Source organism: Chryseobacterium sp. MYb328, assembly GCF_037572595.1.
Classification (GTDB): Bacteria; Bacteroidota; Bacteroidia; order Flavobacteriales; family Weeksellaceae; genus Chryseobacterium; species Chryseobacterium pennae.
The window spans coordinates 1-22,726 of record NZ_JBBGZQ010000030.1; the positions used below are offsets into that span (position 1 = coordinate 1).

The window sequence follows — 22,726 nt, forward strand, 5'->3', positions numbered from 1 at the left end:
ATATAAAATTATACTTATTTTATTTAAATATTCATAATCATCAAAAAACTGAGTCTTTGTTTAACCAAAACCTAGCTGAACAAAATTTCAAAACCTTTATTTATAATTTTTATTCTTCAAAAAAACATCAAATTAACCATTATAAATAAAAAAACCGCTTTACAATAAAGCGGTTCATTTTATGTTATTTTCTAACTCTTTTCGGTTTCTTAGCCTCTTCTTTGGCCCGTTCTTTCTCTATAGCATCCTGTGCCTGATCGTACAGCTCATTATCTGAAGAATACTTGATTTCTTCATAATTCGGGCTGTCTACCAGTATATCCTGCCATTTCCTGATCCGGTCTTTTGTATTCCAGTTAAAATCGGGGAACTTCCTTCTTACAGGTTCTATTTTACTCATCGGATAGGTATCTGCTGTAGCCCCAATACTGCAGGAAATAATCTGCAAAGTTCTTTCCTCAAATAAAGCACCAATAATACCACAGGCCGAAAGTGTGATTCCAATTCTTTCAGGCTTTTGAGTTTCTTTGTTTACATCATCTACATAAGCAATAGACTGGGCATTTCCTACTACCCTTGCCTCTTTAATATCATTCCCCTGATAGTAAACCGTCATAAATTTACCTTTCACCTGGTTGAATTCATCTTTCAGGGTTAAGGAATCTACTTTGCTGATCGCTAAAGCATTTCCAGTTACTTTTAAAGAGTCTATATTTTCATTCTGGGTATTGAAATAGGCTTCAACCTTATCTCCTGTTACCTGTTTCTCCCCACTCCATAAAATAGGTTTTGTATACATATGTAAGATACCATCCGTCTCATTAAACGCAATGGAATCAGCCCTTCCCTGTGCATTGGATTTGTATATTCTAGCCTTTTTGTAAGCTCTTAAAAAGCTCTTCTTTATTCTGATATCTAAAGAATCCTGTTTCTGGTAAGATATAATCTTCTCTGCTGCAAAATACGCGGTGTCTTTTTCCATGATTTTGACAGCATAAGGATTTTTAGTCATCATGGAAGAATCTTTTTTCTCAAAGATTTCACCATATCCTCCTTTCATATATCTCCTTTCTTTCGGATCATCAAGCTTTACATTTCCAGTCGCTTTTCCAAAACCTGTGATCTGGTTGAAATACATATCATCACCGGTAAGGATTTTGTCATTATAAAAGATCTTGGAATTCTTATTCAGGAAAGCTTCTTTGGTTTCCATCCTATAGGTTCCTCTTTCTGTATAAACCCTGTTTTTAGGATTAGCTCTGTTGGTGATGGTAGTAGGTCCAAAAAATTCGGCTACTTTGGTATTCTGATTCTGCTTGATATTAACTCCTTCAATAATGTATTGGGCATTGTCTATTTTCACATTTCCAACAAAATCAATCATTTTGGTATCGAGAAAATAGGTTGCAGACTTAGTATACATTATATTCCCCTGACTATCAGAAATAGTACCTCCCGTATTAAAATAAGCCTGACTAGAAAGTTTATCATAATACAGAATATCAGTTTTAATAGTCTGCTTGGGATCTGTTAAGACAACATTTTTCCGGGCAACACCTTTTTGGGTATTCCCATCATATTCCATTTCTCCTGCTGTAATCACAGAGCCATCTGCATTCTGAAGTTTTGTATTTCCAATTGCTTTGGCAAAGTTTTCTTCACTATAAAGAACAACTTCATCTGCGGTAAGTATAGATCCCTTTTGTTCTATCTGAACATTTCCTACAAAGTATTGATTACCATCATATTTTGTGGGATCTTTAATAATTTTATCTGCGTTGATAAGTTTTATTTTATCTTCAGGTTTCAGGGGCTGTGGTTTTGCAGGTGAAGGAGTCTGTAAATAGGGATCTCGCTTCACAGGCGTCTTGTCCTGCGCCAAACTGAACGTAGAAATAAAGATAAACAGAAAAAGGATTATTCTCATTAATTAGTCATTCTTAGTGCCATAGAAATATAGCGAATGAGAATCAATTTTTACGCCAAATGCTTCTTCAATGGCTTCTTTGATTCCTTGAATTCTTGGGTCACAGAACTCAATAATTTCTTCAATTTCTTTATCAGAGTCTTTTTTGTAGATTACCAGATGGTCATGCTGCTTGTCAAAATAAGACTTTTCATAAGATGAAGAGGTAAGGGTTTTTTCTCCAAACTGATGCTTACGGATTAAACCTGCATCAAGGAAAATCTCAATAGTATTGTAGATGGTAGCTTTAGAAACATGGTATTTCTTCTGCATCATCAGAAGATACAGATCATCAACATTAAAGTGATGATCCATATTATAAATTTCTTCTAATATCGTATATCTTTCAGGCGTGTTTCTGAACCCTTTTTCTAATAAGTAGTTTCTTAAAACATCCTTGATCAAAGCTATATTTTTTTCTTTTTGTACTGTATCCATTAAAAAAATTATCTACAAATTTATTGAATTTTATTTAAATAGATAGTATGGTTAAATATTCCGGGGATTAAGAGTTGTGACGGAAGTACCCAGACTGTTCAATTTTATTATCATAAACAGTAAGTTCTGTAATAGGGGCAGACTCCACTTCTACGTTATGCGAAGATACTCCCCAGGCCTTAAAGTCATCACTTCCTATATACTTCACAAAGTTGTAAATATTAAGGGTAATCTTCTGTTTAACAGTTAAAAGTATATCGTTGATATAGGTGTTATCAATGATAACATACTTCAGATCTGGCGGTATATTATGAGCTCTTAAAGATGGATGACTGCTTCTTGAAGGGATGGTTCCTTCAGCCATTAAATCTTTAAGCACCATATTGAAATAATCATTAATTCTTCGGTCTACTTTAAATCCTAAAAGGAAATTGATCTTATAAACGGTTCCAGGCAGAATTTCATCTACTGTGTATTTGAATGTATATGGATCTTCCTGGTTAACAATACTTAAAATAAAGTAATGATCTGCTCTTTTCGGCTGTTTTTTGATGATGGAATAGATAATTTTGGATTCCACTTCATCATTTCTTTTAGCGCGGCTCAGATAAGCTAAATTGGTGGCATATTTCGGAATGGTTTCATCCAGTTTCATATCCTTAAGAATAGAAACATATTTTTCTATTTTCACATATTGGATAAAATTAGCTTTAATTAATCTTCCGTTATACCATGCGTACATACATACGGCAATAAATCCACCTAATACCATTGTTAACCAACCTCCGTCTACAAACTTGATTACATTGGCATAGAAGAATCCCGATTCCAGGAAAAGATATACAACCGCAAAACCGGCAATAAAAACTTTATTGACCCTTGTACGGCTCAGCCAGAATAAAAGAAGGATTGTTGTCATCAGCATCGTAATGGTGATTGTAAGCCCATAGGCTGCTTCCATACTTTCTGATTTCTGGAAGAATATAACCACTACAAAACAGAAAGCCATCAACCCCCAGTTAATTCTTGGGATATACATCTGTCCTTTAACTCCTGAAGGGTATTCAATATGCTGATTAGGCCAGAAAGAAATAGACATTGCTTCTGAGAACATGGTAAATGAACCGGTAATTACCGCCTGACTGGCAATAATTGCCGCTGCAGTTGCCAGAATTACACTTGGTAAAACAGCCCATTCCGGCATGATTCCAAAGAAAGGATTTACTCCGTTGTGTACCTGATGATAATTATCCAATAACCAAGACCCCTGTCCTAAATAGTTCAGGATAAGCATAAGCTTAACAAAAATCCAACTGATTCTGATATTCTTTGCCCCACAGTGTCCTAAGTCTGAATATAAAGCTTCCGCTCCTGTTGTACACAGGAATACGGCTCCCATAATGACAATGGCACTGGATGAATGTGTAATGAGATTATAGGCATAGATCGGATTGAAAGCTCTTAAGATTTCAATGTGGTCAAAAATATGCATTGATCCCGAAATTCCTAATACCAGGAACCACGTCACCATCACTGGTCCAAAGAATTTACCAATAGATGCGGTTCCAAACTGCTGTACAACAAAAATTATGAATAAGATGACTAAAGTAATGAGGACTACTGGAGTTTCTGGATTGTAGATTTTTAATCCCTCAATTGCAGACATCACCGTTAAGGAGGGAGTGATTACACTATCTGCGACGAGCGTGGATGCTCCAATAATGGCGACTACGTACAGCCATTTTTTCTTGAGTTTTTTTACTAGTGAATACAGTGCAAGAATTCCACCTTCACCCTTGTTATCTGCTCTTAAAGCAATAATCACATATTTCAGGGTAGTCTGAAGCGTCAATGTCCAGATGATACAGGATAATGCTCCTTCAATGTATTCATCAAATGGCATGGTAGCGCCGTCTTTTCTTGCGTTCACAATCGCTTTCATTACGTAAAGCGGTGACGTACCTATATCTCCGAAAACGATCCCGAGAGAAACGATAACGCCTACAAATGAAAGCTTCTTTAAGTCAAAGTGATGACCGCCTTCTGTAACTTCTGCCATATCAGCCAATTTATTTTTTTAAAAGCGCAAATTTATATCAATTTTATGACCCCAAGAACTTTTCTTCATGAATATAATAAATGAAAAAACTTCCTTTCGGAAGTTTTTCTCTATAATCTATCATTATTTTACGTACATCGCTTTTTTGATTTCCTCTTTTACTTTTTCAAGTTTAGGGAACCACTCTGCAAATAATGCAGCAGAATAAGGTGCAGGTGCATCAGGAGTCGTAATTCTCTTGATTGGAGCATCTAAATAATCAAATGCTTTTTGCTGTACCATATAAGTAATTTCAGAAGATATAGACGCAAATGGCCAAGCTTCTTCTAAAATCACCAATCTGTTTGTTTTCTTTACAGATTCTAAAATAGTGTCAAAATCAAGAGGACGAACAGTTCTAAGATCGATAACCTCAACAGAGATTCCTTCTTTCTCCATATCTTCAGCTGCCTGCATCGCTAATTTCATGATCTTACCGAAAGAAACTAAAGTAACATCCTTACCTTCTCTCTTTATATCTGCTTTTCCTAATGGTAAGTAGTATTCTTCTTCAGGAATTTCCATTTTATCTCCATACATCTGCTCAGATTCCATGAAAATAACCGGATCATTATCCTGAATTGCAGTTTTCAACAATCCTTTCGCATCATAAGGATTTGAAGGAACCACTACTTTAAGGCCAGGAATGTTTGCAAACCAGTTTTCAAAAGCCTGAGAGTGCGTAGCTCCTAATTGCCCTGCAGAAGCTGTAGGTCCACGGAAAACAATTGGGCAGTTCCACTGTCCACCGCTCATCTGACGGATTTTTGCAGCATTATTAATAATCTGATCAATTCCTACTAATGAGAAATTGAATGTCATATACTCTACAATTGGTCTGTTACCATTCATTGCAGCTCCAACAGCAATTCCTGTAAAACCAAGTTCTGCAATTGGGGTATCGATTACTCTTTTAGGACCAAACTCATCCAGCATTCCTTTTGAAGCTTTGTATGCACCATTGTATTCTGCAACTTCCTCCCCCATTAAAAAGATGGATTCGTCTTTACGCATTTCCTCGCTCATTGCCTGTGCAATTACCTCACGAAAAGTATATTCTGCCATATTTATTCGAAAAATTTAGACTACAAAAATAGTGTTTTTTTATTATACACATAATAAAAAGGCATCTCATTTGAAGGAAGTTTCTTAATATTAAGAATAATTTAAACTCAGAGATTTCTGAAAAGAAGGACCCTGAAAGCTATTGAAGCCTGAGAGAACAATTAGAAATTAATTTTTAATAATTCCCGACACCTTCATCTCAAAACGTTCCAGGGATAAGAGATTTTTCCGGGTATACTAAAAAATGACATTCCATTTCTGAAATGCCATTTTAAAATTCTATTTAAACTTATATTAATTAGCTTTCTCCCAAACCTGGGTTCTTCCTAATAATGATAATCCTAAATACCCTCTTACATTAAGCTTATCTCCGCTCTTTGTAATGGTACATTTGTAAGTTTTTCCCGTTTTAGGGTCTGTGATATTACCTCCTGTAAATTCATCACCTTCTTTTTTTAATCCTCTGATGATTTCCAGTCCTACAATTGGTTTTCCTTTTCTGTCATCTTTACAAGCGGTACAGTTAGGCTCAGCCGGTTTTATCAATAACTGAGAAACTTTTCCGTAATACTTTCCGTCTGACTTCTTGAAAATCTCTACAATAGATTTAGCCTGTTTGGTTTCATCGTCTATCGTCTTCCACTTTCCTTCTATCTGTGCGAATGTCATCACACCAAATAAAGAAAGCGCGAACGTGAACATTATTTTTTTCATATTTCTTATAGTTTTAATTTTAATACAATATACTTTTCTATGTATTGATAAAAATATAAATTAATTCTTAACGAACAAAAACTTTTATTATACAAAGCATAAAAGACCTGGTAAATGAATTTATCTAATTCAGCTTTCTATTAATCACTCTGTCCATATAATCCTGATACCACGCTTTTGCTGTTTGTTTTCCTTGTTCTACTTCAGGTGTTTTTAGCTGGCCAATCAGGTTCTTTTCAAGAGCAAGGTCTGTTTTATCATATACACCCACAATATCCTTGCCATCAAAACGGTAAATATAATTTCCGATGATGAATTGTTCGTTGTTTCCATCCGAATTCACCATAATACCTGGATATTTTTTATCACTTACCAGACTTCTCCCCCAGCTTCTGATTGGTTTATTGTAGCCAATCAGGTCTGCTAATGTTGGATAAATATCTATTTGCTGAGCTATCTCAGTATTTTCACCTTTAAGCTGATAGTCTGGATTTGGAGAATAGAATACCAACGGAACAGCGAAACGGTTCATCGCTTTTTCATACTCCGGATAATAGATCTGATTCGTATGGTCTCCCGTAAAAACGAAAATCGTATTATGGAACCATGGTTGCTTTTTAGCCGTTTCAAAATATTCTTTAATGGCATAATCCGTATATTGTATAGGTTCATGCATTTCTATTTTTCCTTTTTTGAATTTCCCTTGATATTTTTCCGGAATTTTGAATGGATGGTGAGAAGACGCCGTAAACACAGTGGTCATAAAAGGCTGCTTCTTTCCTACATTTTTAGCAAAATACTGAAGAAATGGTTCATCCCAGATCGCCCACATTCCATCAAAATCTTCATCGTGGTTATATTCTGTTTTGCCAAAATAGTGTTTAAATCCTAAAATGTTCCCAAATCCTAGGAATCCCATAGAACCATTAGGAGCACCATGATAAAAAGAAGTGTCGTATCCCAGATCATTACATACAGAAACAATAGACTGTATTTTCTGATTAGAATATGGAGATCCTGTAAAAGCATCAGTAAGACTCGGAATTCCCGCCAATACACTACTCATACCATGAATAGACTGTCTCCCGTTCGCAAAGCTATTTGGAAAAATAAGACTCTGAGCTGCCAGACTATCCATAAACGGAGTATAAGAAATGTAGTCTTTTATATTTTTATCTTTATTAAAAGCTCCTGAGTATTCTCTGCCAAACGATTCTACAATGAAAATAACAATATTGGGACGGTTTTCTATCTTTCTGTCATATTGTTTATAAGGCTGGACATGGTCTTTTATATATTTTTCATCTACAAAATGAACCTCCTTAAAATTGTTGGTATTTAAAGTCCTGAAAAATGAAAATGTACTGTTCAGTACCACATTTCCCTGCAATGGATTGGTTACAAAACGGGTAGCATCCACCATATTGATAGGTCTTGTACTGTGTTTGAAATCTCCTCTGATTCCGCCTACCACTAAAACAACTGTGATACACAAAGTAACTATAGAAGACAAGAAGTATGGAAGCAATTGAGTAGGTTTTGTTTCATCAACCTTCACTTTTTTATAAAGGAAAACCCACAATCCCATTAAAATAATAAACCAGATCAGAACAAAAGGATGCTGCTGAACAGAAATCATCAGGGTCTGTGAAACATTAGACTCATGCTCGGCTACCTGAAACACTGCTGAAGTAAGTCTCGACTGGGAAAATTTATAATAAATAAAGTCTCCGAAATTCATTCCATATGCTACTCCGTTCGTCAGAAAATAAACCCAGAAAAGGAGTTTCTGAAATCCTTTCTTTGTATTGATGACTAATGGAAGGAGACTTAACAGTATAAATAAGGCATTCACATACAAAATAGCTGTGGTATCGAAGGCTGTACCGTGATATGCCAGTTTAAGATACTCTGAAACAGAGTCTACCTTAATGAGGTCTTTATTAAAGTACCAGAATAAAAGTCTTGCGATCTGATAAAAAACATAGGCTAAAAAAATTCTGTAAAGCAGTGCCAGAACTTCCTGTTTTCTAAATCCTTTTAAAAATTTCATGGGACAAATTTACATCAAAATCACTTTATGGCGTTTTTTAGTGCATATTATTTTGAGTTAGAATTTTTAAAAACTGTAATTTTGTACTTATGGATTTTATAAAGAATAATCTGGCTAATGCCTTGACCCTGGCTAATCTGTTTGCAGGCTGCGTGGGTGCAATACATCTTATTTTAGGAGACTATCAAACCACGGCAATATGCCTTATCCTCTCCTCTATTTTCGATTTCTTTGACGGATTTGTAGCCAGAGCCGTAAAATCAAACTCCAACCTGGGACTTCAACTCGACTCTCTTGCCGATATGGTGAGTTTTGGGGTTATTCCTGGATTAACAATGTATAAAGCTCTTGAACCATTTGGAGCAGAACTTCTTGGAATACATTTTCCTTTTGAAATTAAATATATAGGATTAGTAGTAACCGTTTTCTCTTGTTTAAGGCTTGCTATTTTCAATCTGGATGAGGAACAGAGATATTATTTCAAAGGTTTAAATACACCTACCAATACTGTTCTCTTGTTCGGTTTGTATTATGCTTTTAAAGAAACCGGGACTTTCAGTTTCCTGTTTGACAATGCATTACTTCTTATCATCCTTTCGTTCCTTACTTCATGGCTTCTGATCAGTCCTATCAAAATGATGGCAATGAAGTTTAAGTCCAAAACTCTAAAGGACAACTATCCAAAAGTAGTATTATTGCTGGGTGGAATTGCGATTCTTGTGATCTTCCAGATTGTAGGAATTCCAATGCTGGTCATCTATTATATATTGGTATCGCTTATTTTTCAAAGACAATTAAAATAGAAGCCAAATAACCTTTTATTTTTAAATAAATACATATTCAAATTATTATTGATTAACATGAATTTAAAACTCCATAAACCACTTTGTATTTTTGACCTGGAAACTACAGGAACCAACATCGGAAAAGACAGAATTGTTGAAATCTGTATTTTAAAAGTAAATCCTGATGCTTCCAGAGAAAGCAAAACATGGCGTGTGAATCCTGAAATGCTGATTCCAAAAGAAAGCAGTGAGATTCACGGAATCTATGATGAGGATGTAAAAGATGCTCCAACATTCAGAGACATTGCTTCTAAAGTGATGGAAATGATTACCGGCACTGATCTTGGCGGATTCAATTCCAACAGGTTTGATGTTCCTCTTCTAGCTGAAGAATTGCTAAGAGTGGGAATGGATTTTGACCTTAGCAAATTCAGACTGGTAGATGCACAGACTATTTTCCATAAAAAAGAACCTAGAAACCTTGGAGCTGCCTATCAGTTCTATTGTGGAAAAACTTTAGAAAATGCCCACTCTGCAGAAGCTGATGTATGGGCTACTTTTGAAGTTTTGGACGCTCAGGTTGGAAAATATGACGATATACCAAATGAAATAGCGCCATTAAGCGAGTTTACATTCCATAATAAGAATGCCGATCTTGCAGGATTCATAGGTTATAATGATAAACAGGAAGAAGTTTTCAACTTCGGAAAATATAAGGGACAGGGAGTAAAAGCTGTCTTCCAGAAGGATCTTGGATATTTCGGATGGCTGCAGAATGCTGACTTTCCATTGTACACCAAGAAAGTTTTCACAAAAATTCAACTTTCAAGCAAATTTTAAATATGTCTGATCTGGTTCGCTTTAAATTTTATGAAACTGCCCTTGAAGCTAACAGGGACAAACAGATTCTGGCTGAAAACGGAATCAATAGTTTCATTGCGAATGAACAGCTTATCCAGTCGGATTGGCTGCTTTCTCAGGCTGTAGGAGGAATCCAGCTTCAGGTTTTTGAAGAAGATCTGGAAAAAGCAGGTAAGGTTCTTCAGGACTATAAAGACAATGAGCAATATTCATTGGAGGTAGAACACACTATTGAAAACCCGGAATTTGATTTTGTATGTCCTAAATGTGGCTCCAATCATATTTACAGAGATGACAGGGCGACCAGCTTTTTCGGAATTTCTTTTCTGACGAGCCATAAGTTTGTGTGTTATTATTGTGGCAATGAATTTACCCATGAATAAGTACAAGATAAATATTTACATTAATAAAAAGATTGCTTCGTTCTTTGCATGACGCAGTCTGAAATAAATAAAGAATTATGAAAATCATTTGCATTGGAAGAAACTACAGCGAACACGCTAAAGAATTAGGAAACGAAATTCCGGAGAATCCTGTTATTTTCATGAAGCCGGATACAGCCGTTTTAAAGGGAAATGATTTTTATATCCCTGAATTCTCCAATCATATCCACTATGAGCTTGAAGTAGTGATAAAAGTATCTAAAGGAGGAAAATACATTCAGAAGGAAACGGCTCACAAACATTATGAAGAACTTAGCTTAGGAATTGATTTTACAGCCAGAGATCTTCAGAGTGAATTAAAATCCAAAGGGCTTCCATGGGAGCTTGCTAAAGGATTTGATGGTTCCGCAGTAGTAGGAAACTTCTTCAAAAAAGACGATTTTAATCTCAATGATCTTTCTTTTTCATTGCTAAAAAATAAAGACAAAGTTCAGGATGGAAACACAAAGGATATGCTCTTCCATTTTGATGACATCATTGCTTTTGTCTCTCAATATTTTACTTTAAGAGTAGGTGACCTTATCTACACAGGGACCCCGAAAGGAGTTGGAAAAGTAGATGAAAATGATATTCTGGAAGCTTACCTGGGTGAAGAAAAAATCCTTGATATCAGAATATTGTAAGTATTTAACATAAAAGTTTGGTAAATTTTTCATATCTTTAGATAACAAAATGAAAGGTTATGATAAATATTATTTTACCCGTAGATTTTGGGGACAAAACTGACCAATTGGTGGACGGTGCCATAAAATTTGCAAAACAACTTAATGGTAGAATTTACCTGATCCATGTTGCTCCATCAGATATCGGCTTTGCCATTGGAGATATGGGATTTCAATATTTTCCGGAAGTGGAAGCAAACGAAATCAGGGAAGAGCTGGTTCAGCTTAATAAAATAGAACAAAGAATCATTGCCCATGATATCGATTGTGAGCACCTTTTAAAACAAGGGCTGGCAAAAGATATTATCCTCGAATATGCCAAAGAAAAAAATGCAGATTATATTGTAATGGGATCACATGGAAGAAGCGGAATCTATGATGTATTTGTAGGAAGTCTTACCAAAGGACTCACAAAAAGTTCAAATGTTCCGGTTTTGGTACTTCCGATCCACGACTAAGTAAAAGAAAATTTTAATCGTTAGTATAAAAAAACCGATCAAATAAATTATTTGATCGGTTTTTTACTATATAACCAATTAATTAACCTTCTTTTTTGTAGATATTCGGATCGTAGTAAGGGTGCTTACCTTCCGTTGGAGAATAATAGTCTTTATCTTTGTCACCACCTAATGTTACAACCAATACGTAACACCAGTAAATGAATAATACACAGCAAACTGTAAATAAAATCCAGTTTAAAACATTTCCGAAAGTATCAAAGAATGCGAAACTCGATTTGAAAACTTTGCTTAAGAATAGAAAGAAAGACGTCATTATTTTCCTTTTTTAAATTAACTTTGTACAAATTTATAAAAAATGTTTAAATTACTTTCAAAAGAAAGCAATATTTTTTCAATTCCTGTTTATATTGGTTGTCTTCTTTTAGTCGTTGTAATATTTAACATATTGAATTTCAACACTTATGAAGCAATTATAGCCGGAATTACATTTTTAGGAATTGCCTTGGGATATTTTTGTTTTCACAGTATTGCTCTTAATTATCAGACCCATCTTCCCTTATTCTTATATACATTTTTTATTTTTGGCCTGTACCCGGGTAATTTAGACATAGGAATTGCAGTTTCGCTGCTTACCAATTCATTCCTGATCTTGCTCTTAACAAGTGCTGATGAAGATATAAGGAAGAAATCATATGTATTGGTAGGTGCCATTGTTGCACTGAATTTCATTTTCCTGCCCACCACCTGGCCAATGGCTGTTTTTGTTATTATTCACGTGGTAGCTACCTCTGCCAAAGTAGGTTTAAATCTGTTCAGATTCCTTTTAGGGGTTATTCTGATTGCATTCAGTTATTTTTCGGTGATGTACTTTGTGCAGTTCACTTCATGGAATATTGATTATTTTCCGTTTGGAAAGATGAAGCCGGTAACAGATTATATGGAATTATTGCCTTTGATTCCGGTTGCCATAATGCTTATTTATGCAGTATATGACCATTTTCAAAATTATAATAAGAAAAGTCCGATAAGCAGATATAAATATACTTTTCTGCTGGTTTTTTCCCTCGCTCAACTTGTCACCATCATCTTATATATGAATAAAAGCTATGAATATTTACTGTTGCTGGCATTTCCGTCAAGCATTATTCTGAGCAGGATGATGAGATTTTTACCGAAATACTGGATGCAGGAGGTGAGCTTATGGCTTATTATTTTGAGTTTACTTACCTTTAAAGCAGGTACAGTTTTTGATTTATTTTAGAAAATTATGATTCAGATAGACGATAAATTGATTTCTGAGGAAATCTTTTCCGAAGAATTTGTGTGCAACCTTAGCAAATGCAAGGGTGCATGTTGTGTGGAAGGTGATGTAGGAGCTCCATTGGACAAAGGTGAGCTTGAAATACTGGACGGTATTTTTGACAAAATCAAACCTTATCTTACTCAGGAAGGCATCAAAGCCCTTGAAGAGCAAGGTACATGGACTACTGATCCGCACGACGGAATGTATGTTACTCCCATGGTGGAAAACCGTGAATGTGCTTATGTAACTTTTGATGATAAAGGAATCACTAAATGTGGTATTGAAAAAGCGTACGAAGATGGAGCAGTAGACTGGCAAAAACCTATTTCATGCCACCTTTACCCTATCCGGGTTACAGAATACTCTGCATTCACTGCTCTAAATTATCATGAATGGAATGTATGCAGCGACGCCTGTACGCTTGGAAAAGAGCTTCAGGTTCCTGTTTATAAATTCCTGAAGACCCCATTGATCAGAAAGTATGGTGAAGAATTCTACACAGTTCTGAGCGGAGCTGCTGACGAATGGAAGAAGGAATATGGTTCTTAACCGATCCATATTTGAATACAATAATAAAAACCGCAGAGAGATCTGCGGTTTTCTTATTTCTTCCTGTAAATAAAAATGAATTAGTGCACTGTTTCTGCTTTCTTGGTTTCATCTTTTTTAGCCTTTTCCCAACCATCTTCCGGCATTAGTATTGCTACACTTTTTTCTTTTGTAAGGTATTTTTTAGCAACATCCTGAAGGTCTTTTACAGTAAGTGCTTTTACTTTATCCGGATAATTCAGAATATCGTATTTATCACTTCCGTCCAATTGATTTTGGGCAATTCCCTGTAACCAGAATCCATTGTCTTTAAGGCTTGTTTTATATTCGTTGTATTCACCTTCTTTATATTTATCCAGATCTTTTTGCTCAGGACCTTTATCTATAAATTTTTGTAATTCGGCCATTGCACTTTTTGTAAGCCTATCTGCATTTTCAGGACCACAAGGGAAATTAACACTAAAATCATAAGCACTGTACGGGATTTTACTGAAGCTTCCACTTGCACCTCCGCCGTAAATACCGCTTTCGTCTTCTCTTAGTTTTTCAAGAACTTTAATCGTAGCTACTTCTCCAAGAGCTGAAAGTGCCATAGCTTCCTTCTCATTATAAGGAGCTTCTCCACTGTAAGAAATTGTTACAAGACTCTTCGGCTCTTTTCCTTTTTTATAAACCTTTGTATATCCTCCTTTCACAGGTCTGTAACCTGTATCTTTAAATGTTGATGATTTTCCTGTTGCAGGAAGTGAAGCAATATACTGCAGGACTTCATTTTTAAGCTGCCCTTCATCTATATTCCCCACAAAATAGAAGTGAAAATTACCAGCATTGGCAAATTTCTGTTTGTAGATATCGTAGGCTTTCTTATAATCTGTATTCACCCAATCTTTTTCGGTAGGCTCAAGTCCGGTAAATCTTGGATTTTTCTGATTGATAAATTTAGAGTATTCATTAGAAAAGTAGTATTGCGGATCTGAATCCACATTCGTCAGCATTGCGGATTTCTTTATTTTATAAGTGTTGAATGCTTCAGGGTTATAATTTAAGTCTGTAAAGCAAGCATAGATCAGCTCCATAGCTGTCTTCAGATCTTTTTTCGAACTTGTTCCTGAAATACCATCTGTAAGTCCACCTACATAAGAGCTTGCACTCATCTGTTTTCCTGCAAGATAGTGTGTAAGATCTGTCTTTGAAAGCCCGCCTAATCCAGCTTCCAGCAAAGCATCAAATGCGAATTTTGTTTTATTGTAATCGGCATCCGGAATGACAGACACTCCTCCCAGGCTTATTCCTGCAAAAACAATCTCATCATCTTTAAAATCTGTTTTTTTGAAAGTCACTTTAGCTCCGTTGTTCAAAGTCCAGGTGGTAGTTCCTAATTTGTTGTCCGCTTCTACTTTAGTAATTTTCCCTTCTGATTTAAAAGGCTTTACTAAGCTCTCCGTTTTTGTTTTTTCTTCATAAGGTTTAAGATCAGCCATTTTTACGGCATCAAATGTGTTCAGGACCATAACCTCTGTTGGCATGGCAATATTTTCCTTTTCTGGCCCTGTAATCACGATTACCCTGCTGTCATCCTTTACAAGCTTTTTGATAATTCTATTTGTCTGTTCCAGAGCTATGGTTGGAAGAACTTCTTTAATATGCTCGTATCCCCAGGTAATTCCAGGTATTGGTTCCTGTCTCAGGAAATGGTTCACAAAACCATCTATAAGCTCACCACTTTGGTTTTTGTCTTTGTTGTTGTAAGCCCATTCATAAGAGGAAAGCATCTGGTCTTTTGCTCTGTCCAGTTCAGATTGGGTAAATCCGAATCTTTTGGCTCTTTCCACTTCTTCCAAAAGAACTTTCAGCGCATTCAGCTGATCACCGTCTTTTGTAGCTGCTGATCCCTGAAATGCTTCTTTGCTTCTTGCATAAGTTCCTCCATGGTAAACCGAACCATAAGTAAAAGGTGGGGTCGCAGAGTTAACCAATTCTGCCAATCTGCTGTTCAGCATAATATTTACAAGACCTTCTACAATACTTTGATCATACTGCTGAACTGTTACATCCGGTTGGTACATTTCAGAATCTTTGATAATGAACTGCACTCCGGAACCTGTAGCATCAGGATCTGTCTCGATGGCTACCAGCGCTTCTTTATGCCCCGGAAGATCAAAAGATTTTCTTTCTCTGGGGTTTGAAGGGTTTTTATATTTACTGAAATTAGTCTTTATTTTTTTTTCTATTTCATCTACATTGATATCTCCTACTACTACAATTGCCATCAGATCGGGTCTGTACCAATCCTGATAAAATTTTCGGATAAGATCTGGTTCGAAATTTTCCAGGACTTCTTTTTTACCGATTGGAAGTCTTTCTGCATACTGTGATTTGTATAAAAGTTTTGGAAGATATTTATCCATCATTCTCTTATCCGGTCCAAGACCTAATCTTAATTCTTCCAGTACCACTCCTCTTTCTTTATTGATTTGTTCATCAGAAAGCGTTGCGTTAAATGCCCAGTCTTCTATTACTTTCAGACCAGCATCCAGATTTCCTGGTTTATCCAATGGGACAGGAAGCATATAAACGGTTTCATCAAAGCCGGTATAAGCATTAAGGTGTTGCCCAAATTTTACTCCGATAGATTGCAAAAAGTCTACTAACTTATTGTCCGGAAAATTTTTAGTCCCGTTGAAATTCATGTGCTCCATGAAGTGCGCCAATCCTCTCTGATTTTCGTCTTCAAGAATAGATCCGGCATTGATTGCCAGACGGAACTCTACTTTTTTTTCTGGTAAAACATTCTTTTTAATGTAGTACTTCATTCCATTGGAAAGAGTACCGATTCTTAGGGACGGATCCACAGGGATGTTTTGTCCATAGACATTGATAGACATCAGGAAGATGACTGAAAACGAAGATAATATTTTTTTCATCTGCATTATTTTTTGACGCCTCAAAAATATCGATTCTCTCTGCAATTCGCCTTTTACTACTGGGTTAAATTCGAGTTAAAAAATTTAAATATTACAAAATGAAAATATACAATGTCTTTTATATTATTTAAAACAGTTTTTAATTAAAAACATTCATCAATTAATTAAAATAGACTAATTAAAAATAATACCATTTACTTCATTTATCCTGAAATTAAGGTAATCTATCATTATATTATTCATCCAAACCAAAAAAACCATTGTATTTTACAATGGTTTTTTAATTTTGATTAAAAAATTTAAATCGCAATCCTGATTTCTGAAATTCAGCAATAGCACTTTTAGCCTAAAAAACCGGGAATTCCCGGTTTTGATCACTTAAAAAGTAATTTATTATTTAAAATCTGCATCCGTTACTCCGGAATTAATTGTAATCTTAGTGGTTTTAATATTCACTTTCTGACCTCCTCCTTCTGCATCTACATCAGCAGGGAATTGCAATCCGTCTACTGTCATATAACTTTTTATCGTTACATTTCCTTCTCCGGCAATCGTTTTATATAAAAGTCCTGTAGCAGTATCAAAATAAAATTTTCCTTTATCGGAAGACAATACATTATAGTCTTTACCATCCAGTTTTTCTACTGCAACATTTTGAAAAGTAGCTCCGTCAAATGCTAATGCATCCACTGGTTTTGCTTTTTTCAGTTCTGCTACTTTATCTGCAGGAATTGCAGTTTTGCTTCCCATCTGGTCAAAATATCCTTTTTCTCCATCAAAAAACTGGACCATCTGCTGTCCCATAAGCGACTGTACAGACTTGAATTTGTTTCCCATTTTTTTGGTAGTCATAGTAATTTCCATTCCCTGAGCAGACATAGTATTTTCCATATAAAGAGTTTTTACCCCTTCTAATTTTTCTTTTCCTCCTAATGCCTTAAAGTAATTATCCAGAACTTCTTTAGCCGTTGTTGTAGATTTTACAGCCTCTGTTTTTACAGAAGCGGCATCTTTCTTCTGAGCTGCTGCCGGAACAGAGAAAAGTACGGCACAGAAAAATGGAATGATGATCTTTTTCATAATATGTAATAAGTTTATGATGTAAATATAGGAATATTGACGGACATGAATACATTATGGGTCATGAGTAATCAGTAATGAAGAAATATAAAGATAAATAGTTAGTTCAGAAGCCTGAGGTAAAGAATATAAAGAGAACAGGAAAGGTCGAAAATAAAAAAACCGTCAAAAAATTGACGGTTTTGAAATATTTATATCTGAATATAATTATTTTTTAAGCTCTTCTAAAAATTCGTCGTGAGAAATTTTAGTTTCTTTTTTGCTAGCTTTTTCAAGAATTACATCTTTTAATTTAGCCATCGCTACTTCAGAAGAGATTTGTCTTACCTGCTCCTGATCTTTCAACATTTCAACAGCATATTTTTGGATCTCTTCATCTCCTAAGTGGTGGATTCCGTAGATAGCCAATTGGTTTTTCACTAATTGCTCAGCTTGTGCCAATACATCAGCATAGTCAAGGTTGATTTCGTTATCAGTCATCAATTTACCTTCGATGATCTGGTATCTCAACTGGTTTTTCTCGTTTTCAAGAATTTCTTTTGCCTGCTCTTCAGACTGGATATTCTGGTTAGAGAATATTAACCATTTTACTAAGAAAGTTTCAGGAAGTGCTACTTCTTCTTTTTCAGTAACCTGCTCCAATACTTTATTCACGAAGTGAACGTCAGCATTTTGTTGGAAATACTCGTCTAATTCAGTCTTAACTTTGTCTTTAAGCTCGTCTTCAGATGTGATGTTTCCTTCTCCATATACTTTGTCGAATAACTCCTGGTTAAGCTCAGCTAAGTCTAATGAATAGAAGTCTTTTACTTTAACTTCAACTTCATTGTGGTGTAGGTGCTCTACTTCTTCTTTGCTGAATCCTAATTCTTTAGCTAATTCTTCATCACCTGCAAGAGTTTCTTTAGTTACTTTTACAGATCCATCCATTTTTAAAGCTTTTACTAATTTGAAAGCTTCTTTGTTTTCACCTGTAATGGTAACGTTCTTTGGGTGGTGGTGGTGTTCTCCTTCAGCATCTTCTTCTACAACCTGAGAAACTTCTAAAGCGATGTAAGAATCTTTAGTGATTTTATCTTGAGGAACCTGCTCAGCGAAACGCTTCTGCATGTTTTCAATACTCTTGCTGATTTCTTTGTCAGAAGCTTCTACTTTGTAGTGAGGCGCTTCATATTTAGCTAAATCTATAGTGAATGCAGGCTCATATCCTACTTCGAAAGCAACTGTTACCTGATCAGCATTGTAATCTAATTCGTTTACAGGCTGAGGAATAGGCTGACCAACTAATCTTAACTTGTTTTCGTTAACATAGCTGTTCAATGCATCAGAAACCTGTCTGTTGATTTCTTCAAATGCAATTCCTGCTTCATATTGTTTTTTAACCATACTCAAAGGCACTTTTCCTTTTCTGAATCCAGGAACTTGCGCATTTTTAGCATAATTAATCAATTGCTTTTCTACTTTTTCTTTGTAGTCAGATTTCTCCAATGTTACAGTAAGTAATGCACTTACATCATCATGGTTTTGTGCGGTAACCTTCATTATCGATTAAAATTTTAGGTTGCAAAAATATGAATTTTTTATGAAAATCACTCATTTAAAATCAACTAATACAGCCAAATATTGTTAAATAAAAAAACCACTGAAAAAATCAGTGGTTCTCCCAAATTAATATGACGATATGTATGCCCTTTTTCTTTGAAGAGCTTACTTCTTAATTAATGAAAATCAATAAAGATATCTACATCACTTTCCCCTCCTACAGTACTTCCCTGCTGGTTATCTGCTGAAGGCGAGTTGTCATTCACGGCTGTTGCTCCGTGTACAAGAGTAATGTTTGCTTTACCTGCTGCAGCCGTAGCTACAGTCCATTCAGTTTTAAGTCCCAATTTCTTACCATCAGTTCTTACCACATCATCAGCCGTTCTTTTTACTTTGATATCTGCTCCAGAGAATTTGTAAGTAACAAAGTGCATATCTTTTTCTTCTATAATTTCTTCTGCATCATGGTAATGATCTCCGTGTTTAATCTGGAAATTAACATCTATAGCATATGTTGCTCCCTGAGTAAGATGAAAGTGGTCTTTTGTCTGGCCGTTAGTAACGGTTACAGTCTGCTTGGCTCCATCAGCTTTATTAATAGCTGTCACAATCACCTGCCCCACCTCTTCATGCTCATGAATATCTTCAGGAATATCATTATTCCCGTCACGGCAGGAAAACAATAAAACAGCAGCGAATAATAAAAGTGATATGTTGAATAATTTTTTCATTGTAATTTAAATTTTAAGAGTTAAAAATTGTATTTAAGAGTAACCACAAAGTTTCTTCCCGGTTCCGGCATATAATATCTCAATCGGTTAAGATACTCCTTGTACTCTTTGTTAAAAATATTGTTGATTCTGAAATTCAGATTCATGTTTTTGAATAGATCTGCACCAATAGATGCGTGAAATATCGAAAATCCGGCAGGAGGAGTACTGTAATCTATTATTTTAGTTACCATTTCTCCATCCTCAATAAACTGTACAGACTGATCTCTGATAGGGAAACGATTTTGTTTAAATACATTTTCGTTTTCCAGTCTGATATAGAAATTGGTTGGTTTGTTCAGTTTCAATTCCAATGAATTTCTAAGATTCATAGGCATCATGAGAATAAGAGGTTCATTGTTAGTCAAATCATCTCCTCTCAGTGCACTGAAGCTGGTTGTCCATTTCAGATTATCCAGAATATTAAGCTGTGCATCAGCATCTATTCCGTACATTCTGGCTTTTACCTGCTGATAAGCCCAAACGGCAAAGGTTCCTCTGCTTGTATTCTGGATTTCCACCGGCATTTGATTAATGAAACTATCAGAGAAAATAATATATGGATTTGCTTCTACCTGCAAGCCTTTCAAAACATTGAAACGACCTGTTAATGAGAGATTGGCATTATAAATTTCCTCTTTTTTAATTCTTAAATCTCCTTTTTCAATAATGGCCGCAGAATGATGAAGCCCATCAGCAAATAATTCTGCCGGGTTTGGTGTTCTGCTCATTCTTGAGAAATTAAATCTGATATCAAAGTTTTTAGAAGGATTATAATTCAACCCTACATTCGCTGAGAAGTTATGATTGTCAATAATTGGTCGAGACAGTGTTCTGCTTCCACTTTCTTTCACATAAAATTGCGGAAAAACGTTTGCATACTTATCGTTCCATTCTTTAGTATCATAATATTTATAGGAATCATATCTGCTGAAATCGTATCTTACTCCGGCTTCTGCATTCAGTTTTGGAGTAAAACGGTATTTAAAAACAGAAAATGCTCCTGCATCATAGCGGTAATAATCGGGAATCAGACGTCTTACTTCTGTCGCCGGGTTAGGATAATTATCCTGAAAACCTGCTGAAATTCCACTTTCCAGACTCCATTTTGAACGCTCTATAAGATGAATAAGACTTGCGGAGTGCGTAATCAGTCTTAAATCCATAGAAGGAGTATCTTTCAGGTCTCCTTTTCTGATATCATATTCCTTACGTCTGTTCAATTGAAAGCTATATTGAAAAGTAATTTTACCAAAATCAGCAAAACGTTTATAAGCAGAAATCTTCGCAATATGATGTTCCACAGTCTGTTTCGGATATCCAATATTATAGCCAAAATCATCCAGAAAATAAGGTTGTCCCAACGTCATTGCTTTATAGATATCATACCCATTTCCAAGGTGTGCACCTCTATAAATTCCAAAATCCTGGTTGGTCCCGCTATAGGAAACATCAAATCCCTGCATAAAACCATGATTCCCGAATGAAAAATTAAAAGAATTCGTCTCTGCTCCGGTATTTTGAAGCGTATGATGCGGAATGTATAAATCTCCCAGCTTCTTATAACTTCCTCCTGCTTTTACAAACCATTCGTTTTCCCAGGATTTAAGCACGTTGGCAGAAATTTCGCCTCCTTTTCCATTGGAAATTCCCGAAAGTTTCACATTTCCCATGATCGTATCCTTCTTTGGCGGGATTGCAGGTTCTAAAAGAACAACTCCTGCCACTCCGTCATTTCCATATTTCAAAGCGGATGCTCCTTTGATGACATCTATATGTTCAAAGTCATTCACATCCACATTGGGTGCATGTTCTGCTCCCCATTCCTGTTCTGCGAGCTTCACTCCATTATTCATGATAGAAATACGGCTTCCATAGAGGCCATGAATCACAGGTTTGGTAATATTATTTCCTGTTTTCAACGCTGAAACTCCTGAAATTCTCGAAAGAATATTCCCCAGATTTTCTGTAGAGTTCCTTTCAATTTCGGCTTTATCCAGCGTTTTCATTACTACAGAACCTTTATTTTTATGGCTTCCATGTAATGTAATGGTTTCTATATCACCCGAGTGATGTTCTAAAATAATGGTAAGATGAAGGTCCTGATCAACTCCTATATTTTCAGTATAATCATTGCAATCAGGATGTTTTGCAATGAGTGTATACTTCCCTGCAGGGACTTTATCAAAGGAAAATGCACCTTTTTTATCTGTTTTTGCTGTAAGGTTCCCAATTTTCACCACTGCATTTTCCAGCATAGTTTTATCATGAAAATCCTGAACCGTTCCTTGTACAGTATACGTTTTCTGTGCACTCGTAAATACCGATCCACAAAAGATCAGCAACAGGCAATATATCAATTTCATTGTAAAATAGATTGATTGATGTACCCTTTTAATGAGGGGTACATTTTCGTTAAAATTTATTGAATGGGTTTAGGTTCATGATACAATGCATGATGTATCACGTAAAATGAATTAATGATAAGAAGCCAAAATGTAAGATTACAGAAATAAGTCACAAGTACTTATCTATAACGAACTACAGCTGTTTTTCAACAACTTTAAACATTAAACTTCAAACCTTGAACATTCAACTCTACAGTATAGAGCCAAAAACCCAATAAGAATGTATTGATTAGGAAATTGTGGGCGGTCCCCGAAGCTGAAAGGTAAATTTGGTCTGAGACCAGATTTTTTCCTGAATCGCGATAATCTGCTTTACTTCGTGCGTGTAATGCTCGAAGCTAAAGCTGAATTCTTCAGGAGCTAATGTGTGTCCGGTCACCAAAAAGTGGCAGGCCAGACAGTCACCTGCTTTCTCTTTAGTAATGGCTTTCGTTATAGAATTTTCGATTTTTTTAAGATTAAACGCCTTAAAATAATCTACAGATTCATGATGGTGAAAGCTCTGAGAAAGCAGCGCAATGAAGTATACTCCAAACAATAGTCTGGAGATAAATACTTTTAAGTTTCTGCTTTCTTTAATCATGGGTCAAAATTATGAAAATAA

The 22,726-nt window shown here is 35.5% G+C and carries 20 protein-coding genes; 7 read left to right on the forward strand and 13 right to left on the reverse strand.

All coding sequences use genetic code 11. From position 1 onward, the window contains the following. Nucleotides 1–184: 184 nt before the first annotated feature. The 6 genes from WH267_RS22415 to WH267_RS22440 form a co-directional block, all read right to left on the reverse strand. Nucleotides 185–1,927: an OstA-like protein gene (locus tag WH267_RS22415; RefSeq protein WP_340011113.1), complete on the reverse strand. Its 1,743-nt coding sequence runs from the start codon at nucleotides 1,925–1,927 to the stop codon at nucleotides 185–187. A gap of 3 nt (nucleotides 1,928–1,930) precedes the next feature. Beyond that, nucleotides 1,931–2,404 (reverse strand): Fur family transcriptional regulator, encoded by a 474-nt coding sequence (locus tag WH267_RS22420; protein ID WP_027374694.1) that lies wholly within the window; start codon nucleotides 2,402–2,404, stop codon nucleotides 1,931–1,933. A gap of 67 nt (nucleotides 2,405–2,471) precedes the next feature. Then, a complete protein-coding gene (locus WH267_RS22425; protein ID WP_115970081.1) occupies nucleotides 2,472–4,463 on the reverse strand; it encodes a KUP/HAK/KT family potassium transporter in 1,992 nt (663 codons plus the stop codon). A gap of 123 nt (nucleotides 4,464–4,586) precedes the next feature. Then, nucleotides 4,587–5,567, reverse strand: coding sequence for a pyruvate dehydrogenase complex E1 component subunit beta (locus tag WH267_RS22430; protein ID WP_115970080.1), 981 nt, complete (start codon nucleotides 5,565–5,567; stop codon nucleotides 4,587–4,589). Nucleotides 5,568–5,861: 294 nt separating this feature from the next. Further along, nucleotides 5,862–6,281: a DUF2147 domain-containing protein gene (locus tag WH267_RS22435; protein WP_340011116.1), complete on the reverse strand. Its 420-nt coding sequence runs from the start codon at nucleotides 6,279–6,281 to the stop codon at nucleotides 5,862–5,864. A 124-nt stretch (nucleotides 6,282–6,405) separates the two neighbouring features. Continuing rightward, complete coding sequence (locus WH267_RS22440; protein ID WP_340011118.1) at nucleotides 6,406–8,334, reverse strand: LTA synthase family protein; 1,929 nt, start codon at nucleotides 8,332–8,334, stop codon at nucleotides 6,406–6,408. A gap of 89 nt (nucleotides 8,335–8,423) precedes the next feature. Between WH267_RS22440 and WH267_RS22445 the strand changes: the two genes are divergently transcribed. The 5 genes from WH267_RS22445 (at nucleotide 8,424) to WH267_RS22465 (ending at nucleotide 11,543) form a co-directional block, all read left to right on the forward strand. Beyond that, complete coding sequence (locus WH267_RS22445; protein ID WP_115970077.1) at nucleotides 8,424–9,137, forward strand: CDP-alcohol phosphatidyltransferase family protein; 714 nt, start codon at nucleotides 8,424–8,426, stop codon at nucleotides 9,135–9,137. Nucleotides 9,138–9,194: 57 nt separating this feature from the next. Then, nucleotides 9,195–9,959, forward strand: coding sequence for a 3'-5' exonuclease (locus WH267_RS22450; RefSeq protein WP_115970076.1), 765 nt, complete (start codon nucleotides 9,195–9,197; stop codon nucleotides 9,957–9,959). A 2-nt stretch (nucleotides 9,960–9,961) separates the two neighbouring features. Next, the gene (locus WH267_RS22455) at nucleotides 9,962–10,363 is read left to right on the forward strand and encodes a putative signal transducing protein (protein ID WP_115970075.1); all 402 of its coding nucleotides are present in this window, start codon (nucleotides 9,962–9,964) and stop codon (nucleotides 10,361–10,363) included. Nucleotides 10,364–10,440: 77 nt separating this feature from the next. Continuing rightward, entirely contained in the window at nucleotides 10,441–11,046 is a 606-nt protein-coding gene (locus WH267_RS22460; RefSeq protein WP_340011119.1) for a fumarylacetoacetate hydrolase family protein, read from the forward strand. A gap of 59 nt (nucleotides 11,047–11,105) precedes the next feature. After that, nucleotides 11,106–11,543: a universal stress protein gene (locus WH267_RS22465; RefSeq protein WP_115970073.1), complete on the forward strand. Its 438-nt coding sequence runs from the start codon at nucleotides 11,106–11,108 to the stop codon at nucleotides 11,541–11,543. Between the two features lie 82 nt (nucleotides 11,544–11,625). On the opposite strand, the gene WH267_RS22470 is transcribed toward WH267_RS22465, so the two are convergent. Next, a complete protein-coding gene (locus WH267_RS22470; protein ID WP_115970072.1) occupies nucleotides 11,626–11,859 on the reverse strand; it encodes a DUF6341 family protein in 234 nt (77 codons plus the stop codon). Between the two features lie 42 nt (nucleotides 11,860–11,901). On the opposite strand from WH267_RS22470, the gene WH267_RS22475 reads away from it, so the two are divergent. Next, nucleotides 11,902–12,807, forward strand: coding sequence for a DUF6427 family protein (locus WH267_RS22475; RefSeq protein WP_115970071.1), 906 nt, complete (start codon nucleotides 11,902–11,904; stop codon nucleotides 12,805–12,807). 6 nt (nucleotides 12,808–12,813) lie between these two features. Next, nucleotides 12,814–13,398, forward strand: a complete 585-nt coding sequence (locus tag WH267_RS22480; RefSeq protein ID WP_340011120.1) for a DUF3109 family protein — start codon at nucleotides 12,814–12,816, stop codon at nucleotides 13,396–13,398. A gap of 80 nt (nucleotides 13,399–13,478) precedes the next feature. Here the strand turns inward: WH267_RS22480 and WH267_RS22485 are convergent, their stop codons facing one another. From WH267_RS22485 to WH267_RS22510, 6 genes are all read right to left on the reverse strand, one after another. Continuing rightward, nucleotides 13,479–16,322, reverse strand: coding sequence for a M16 family metallopeptidase (locus WH267_RS22485; RefSeq protein ID WP_340011121.1), 2,844 nt, complete (start codon nucleotides 16,320–16,322; stop codon nucleotides 13,479–13,481). 393 nt (nucleotides 16,323–16,715) lie between these two features. Then, nucleotides 16,716–17,402: a hypothetical protein gene (locus WH267_RS22490; RefSeq protein WP_340011123.1), complete on the reverse strand. Its 687-nt coding sequence runs from the start codon at nucleotides 17,400–17,402 to the stop codon at nucleotides 16,716–16,718. Nucleotides 17,403–17,609: 207 nt separating this feature from the next. Next, a complete protein-coding gene (locus WH267_RS22495; protein WP_123317986.1) occupies nucleotides 17,610–18,944 on the reverse strand; it encodes a trigger factor in 1,335 nt (444 codons plus the stop codon). Nucleotides 18,945–19,120: 176 nt separating this feature from the next. Beyond that, the gene (locus WH267_RS22500) at nucleotides 19,121–19,675 is read right to left on the reverse strand and encodes a hypothetical protein (protein WP_115970067.1); all 555 of its coding nucleotides are present in this window, start codon (nucleotides 19,673–19,675) and stop codon (nucleotides 19,121–19,123) included. Between the two features lie 20 nt (nucleotides 19,676–19,695). Continuing rightward, nucleotides 19,696–22,080 carry a TonB-dependent receptor gene (locus WH267_RS22505; RefSeq protein ID WP_340011124.1) on the reverse strand — a complete coding sequence of 795 codons (2,385 nt, stop codon included), beginning with the start codon at nucleotides 22,078–22,080 and terminating at the stop codon, nucleotides 19,696–19,698. A 271-nt stretch (nucleotides 22,081–22,351) separates the two neighbouring features. After that, nucleotides 22,352–22,705 (reverse strand): hypothetical protein, encoded by a 354-nt coding sequence (locus WH267_RS22510; RefSeq protein ID WP_340011126.1) that lies wholly within the window; start codon nucleotides 22,703–22,705, stop codon nucleotides 22,352–22,354. Nucleotides 22,706–22,726: the final 21 nt, after the last annotated feature.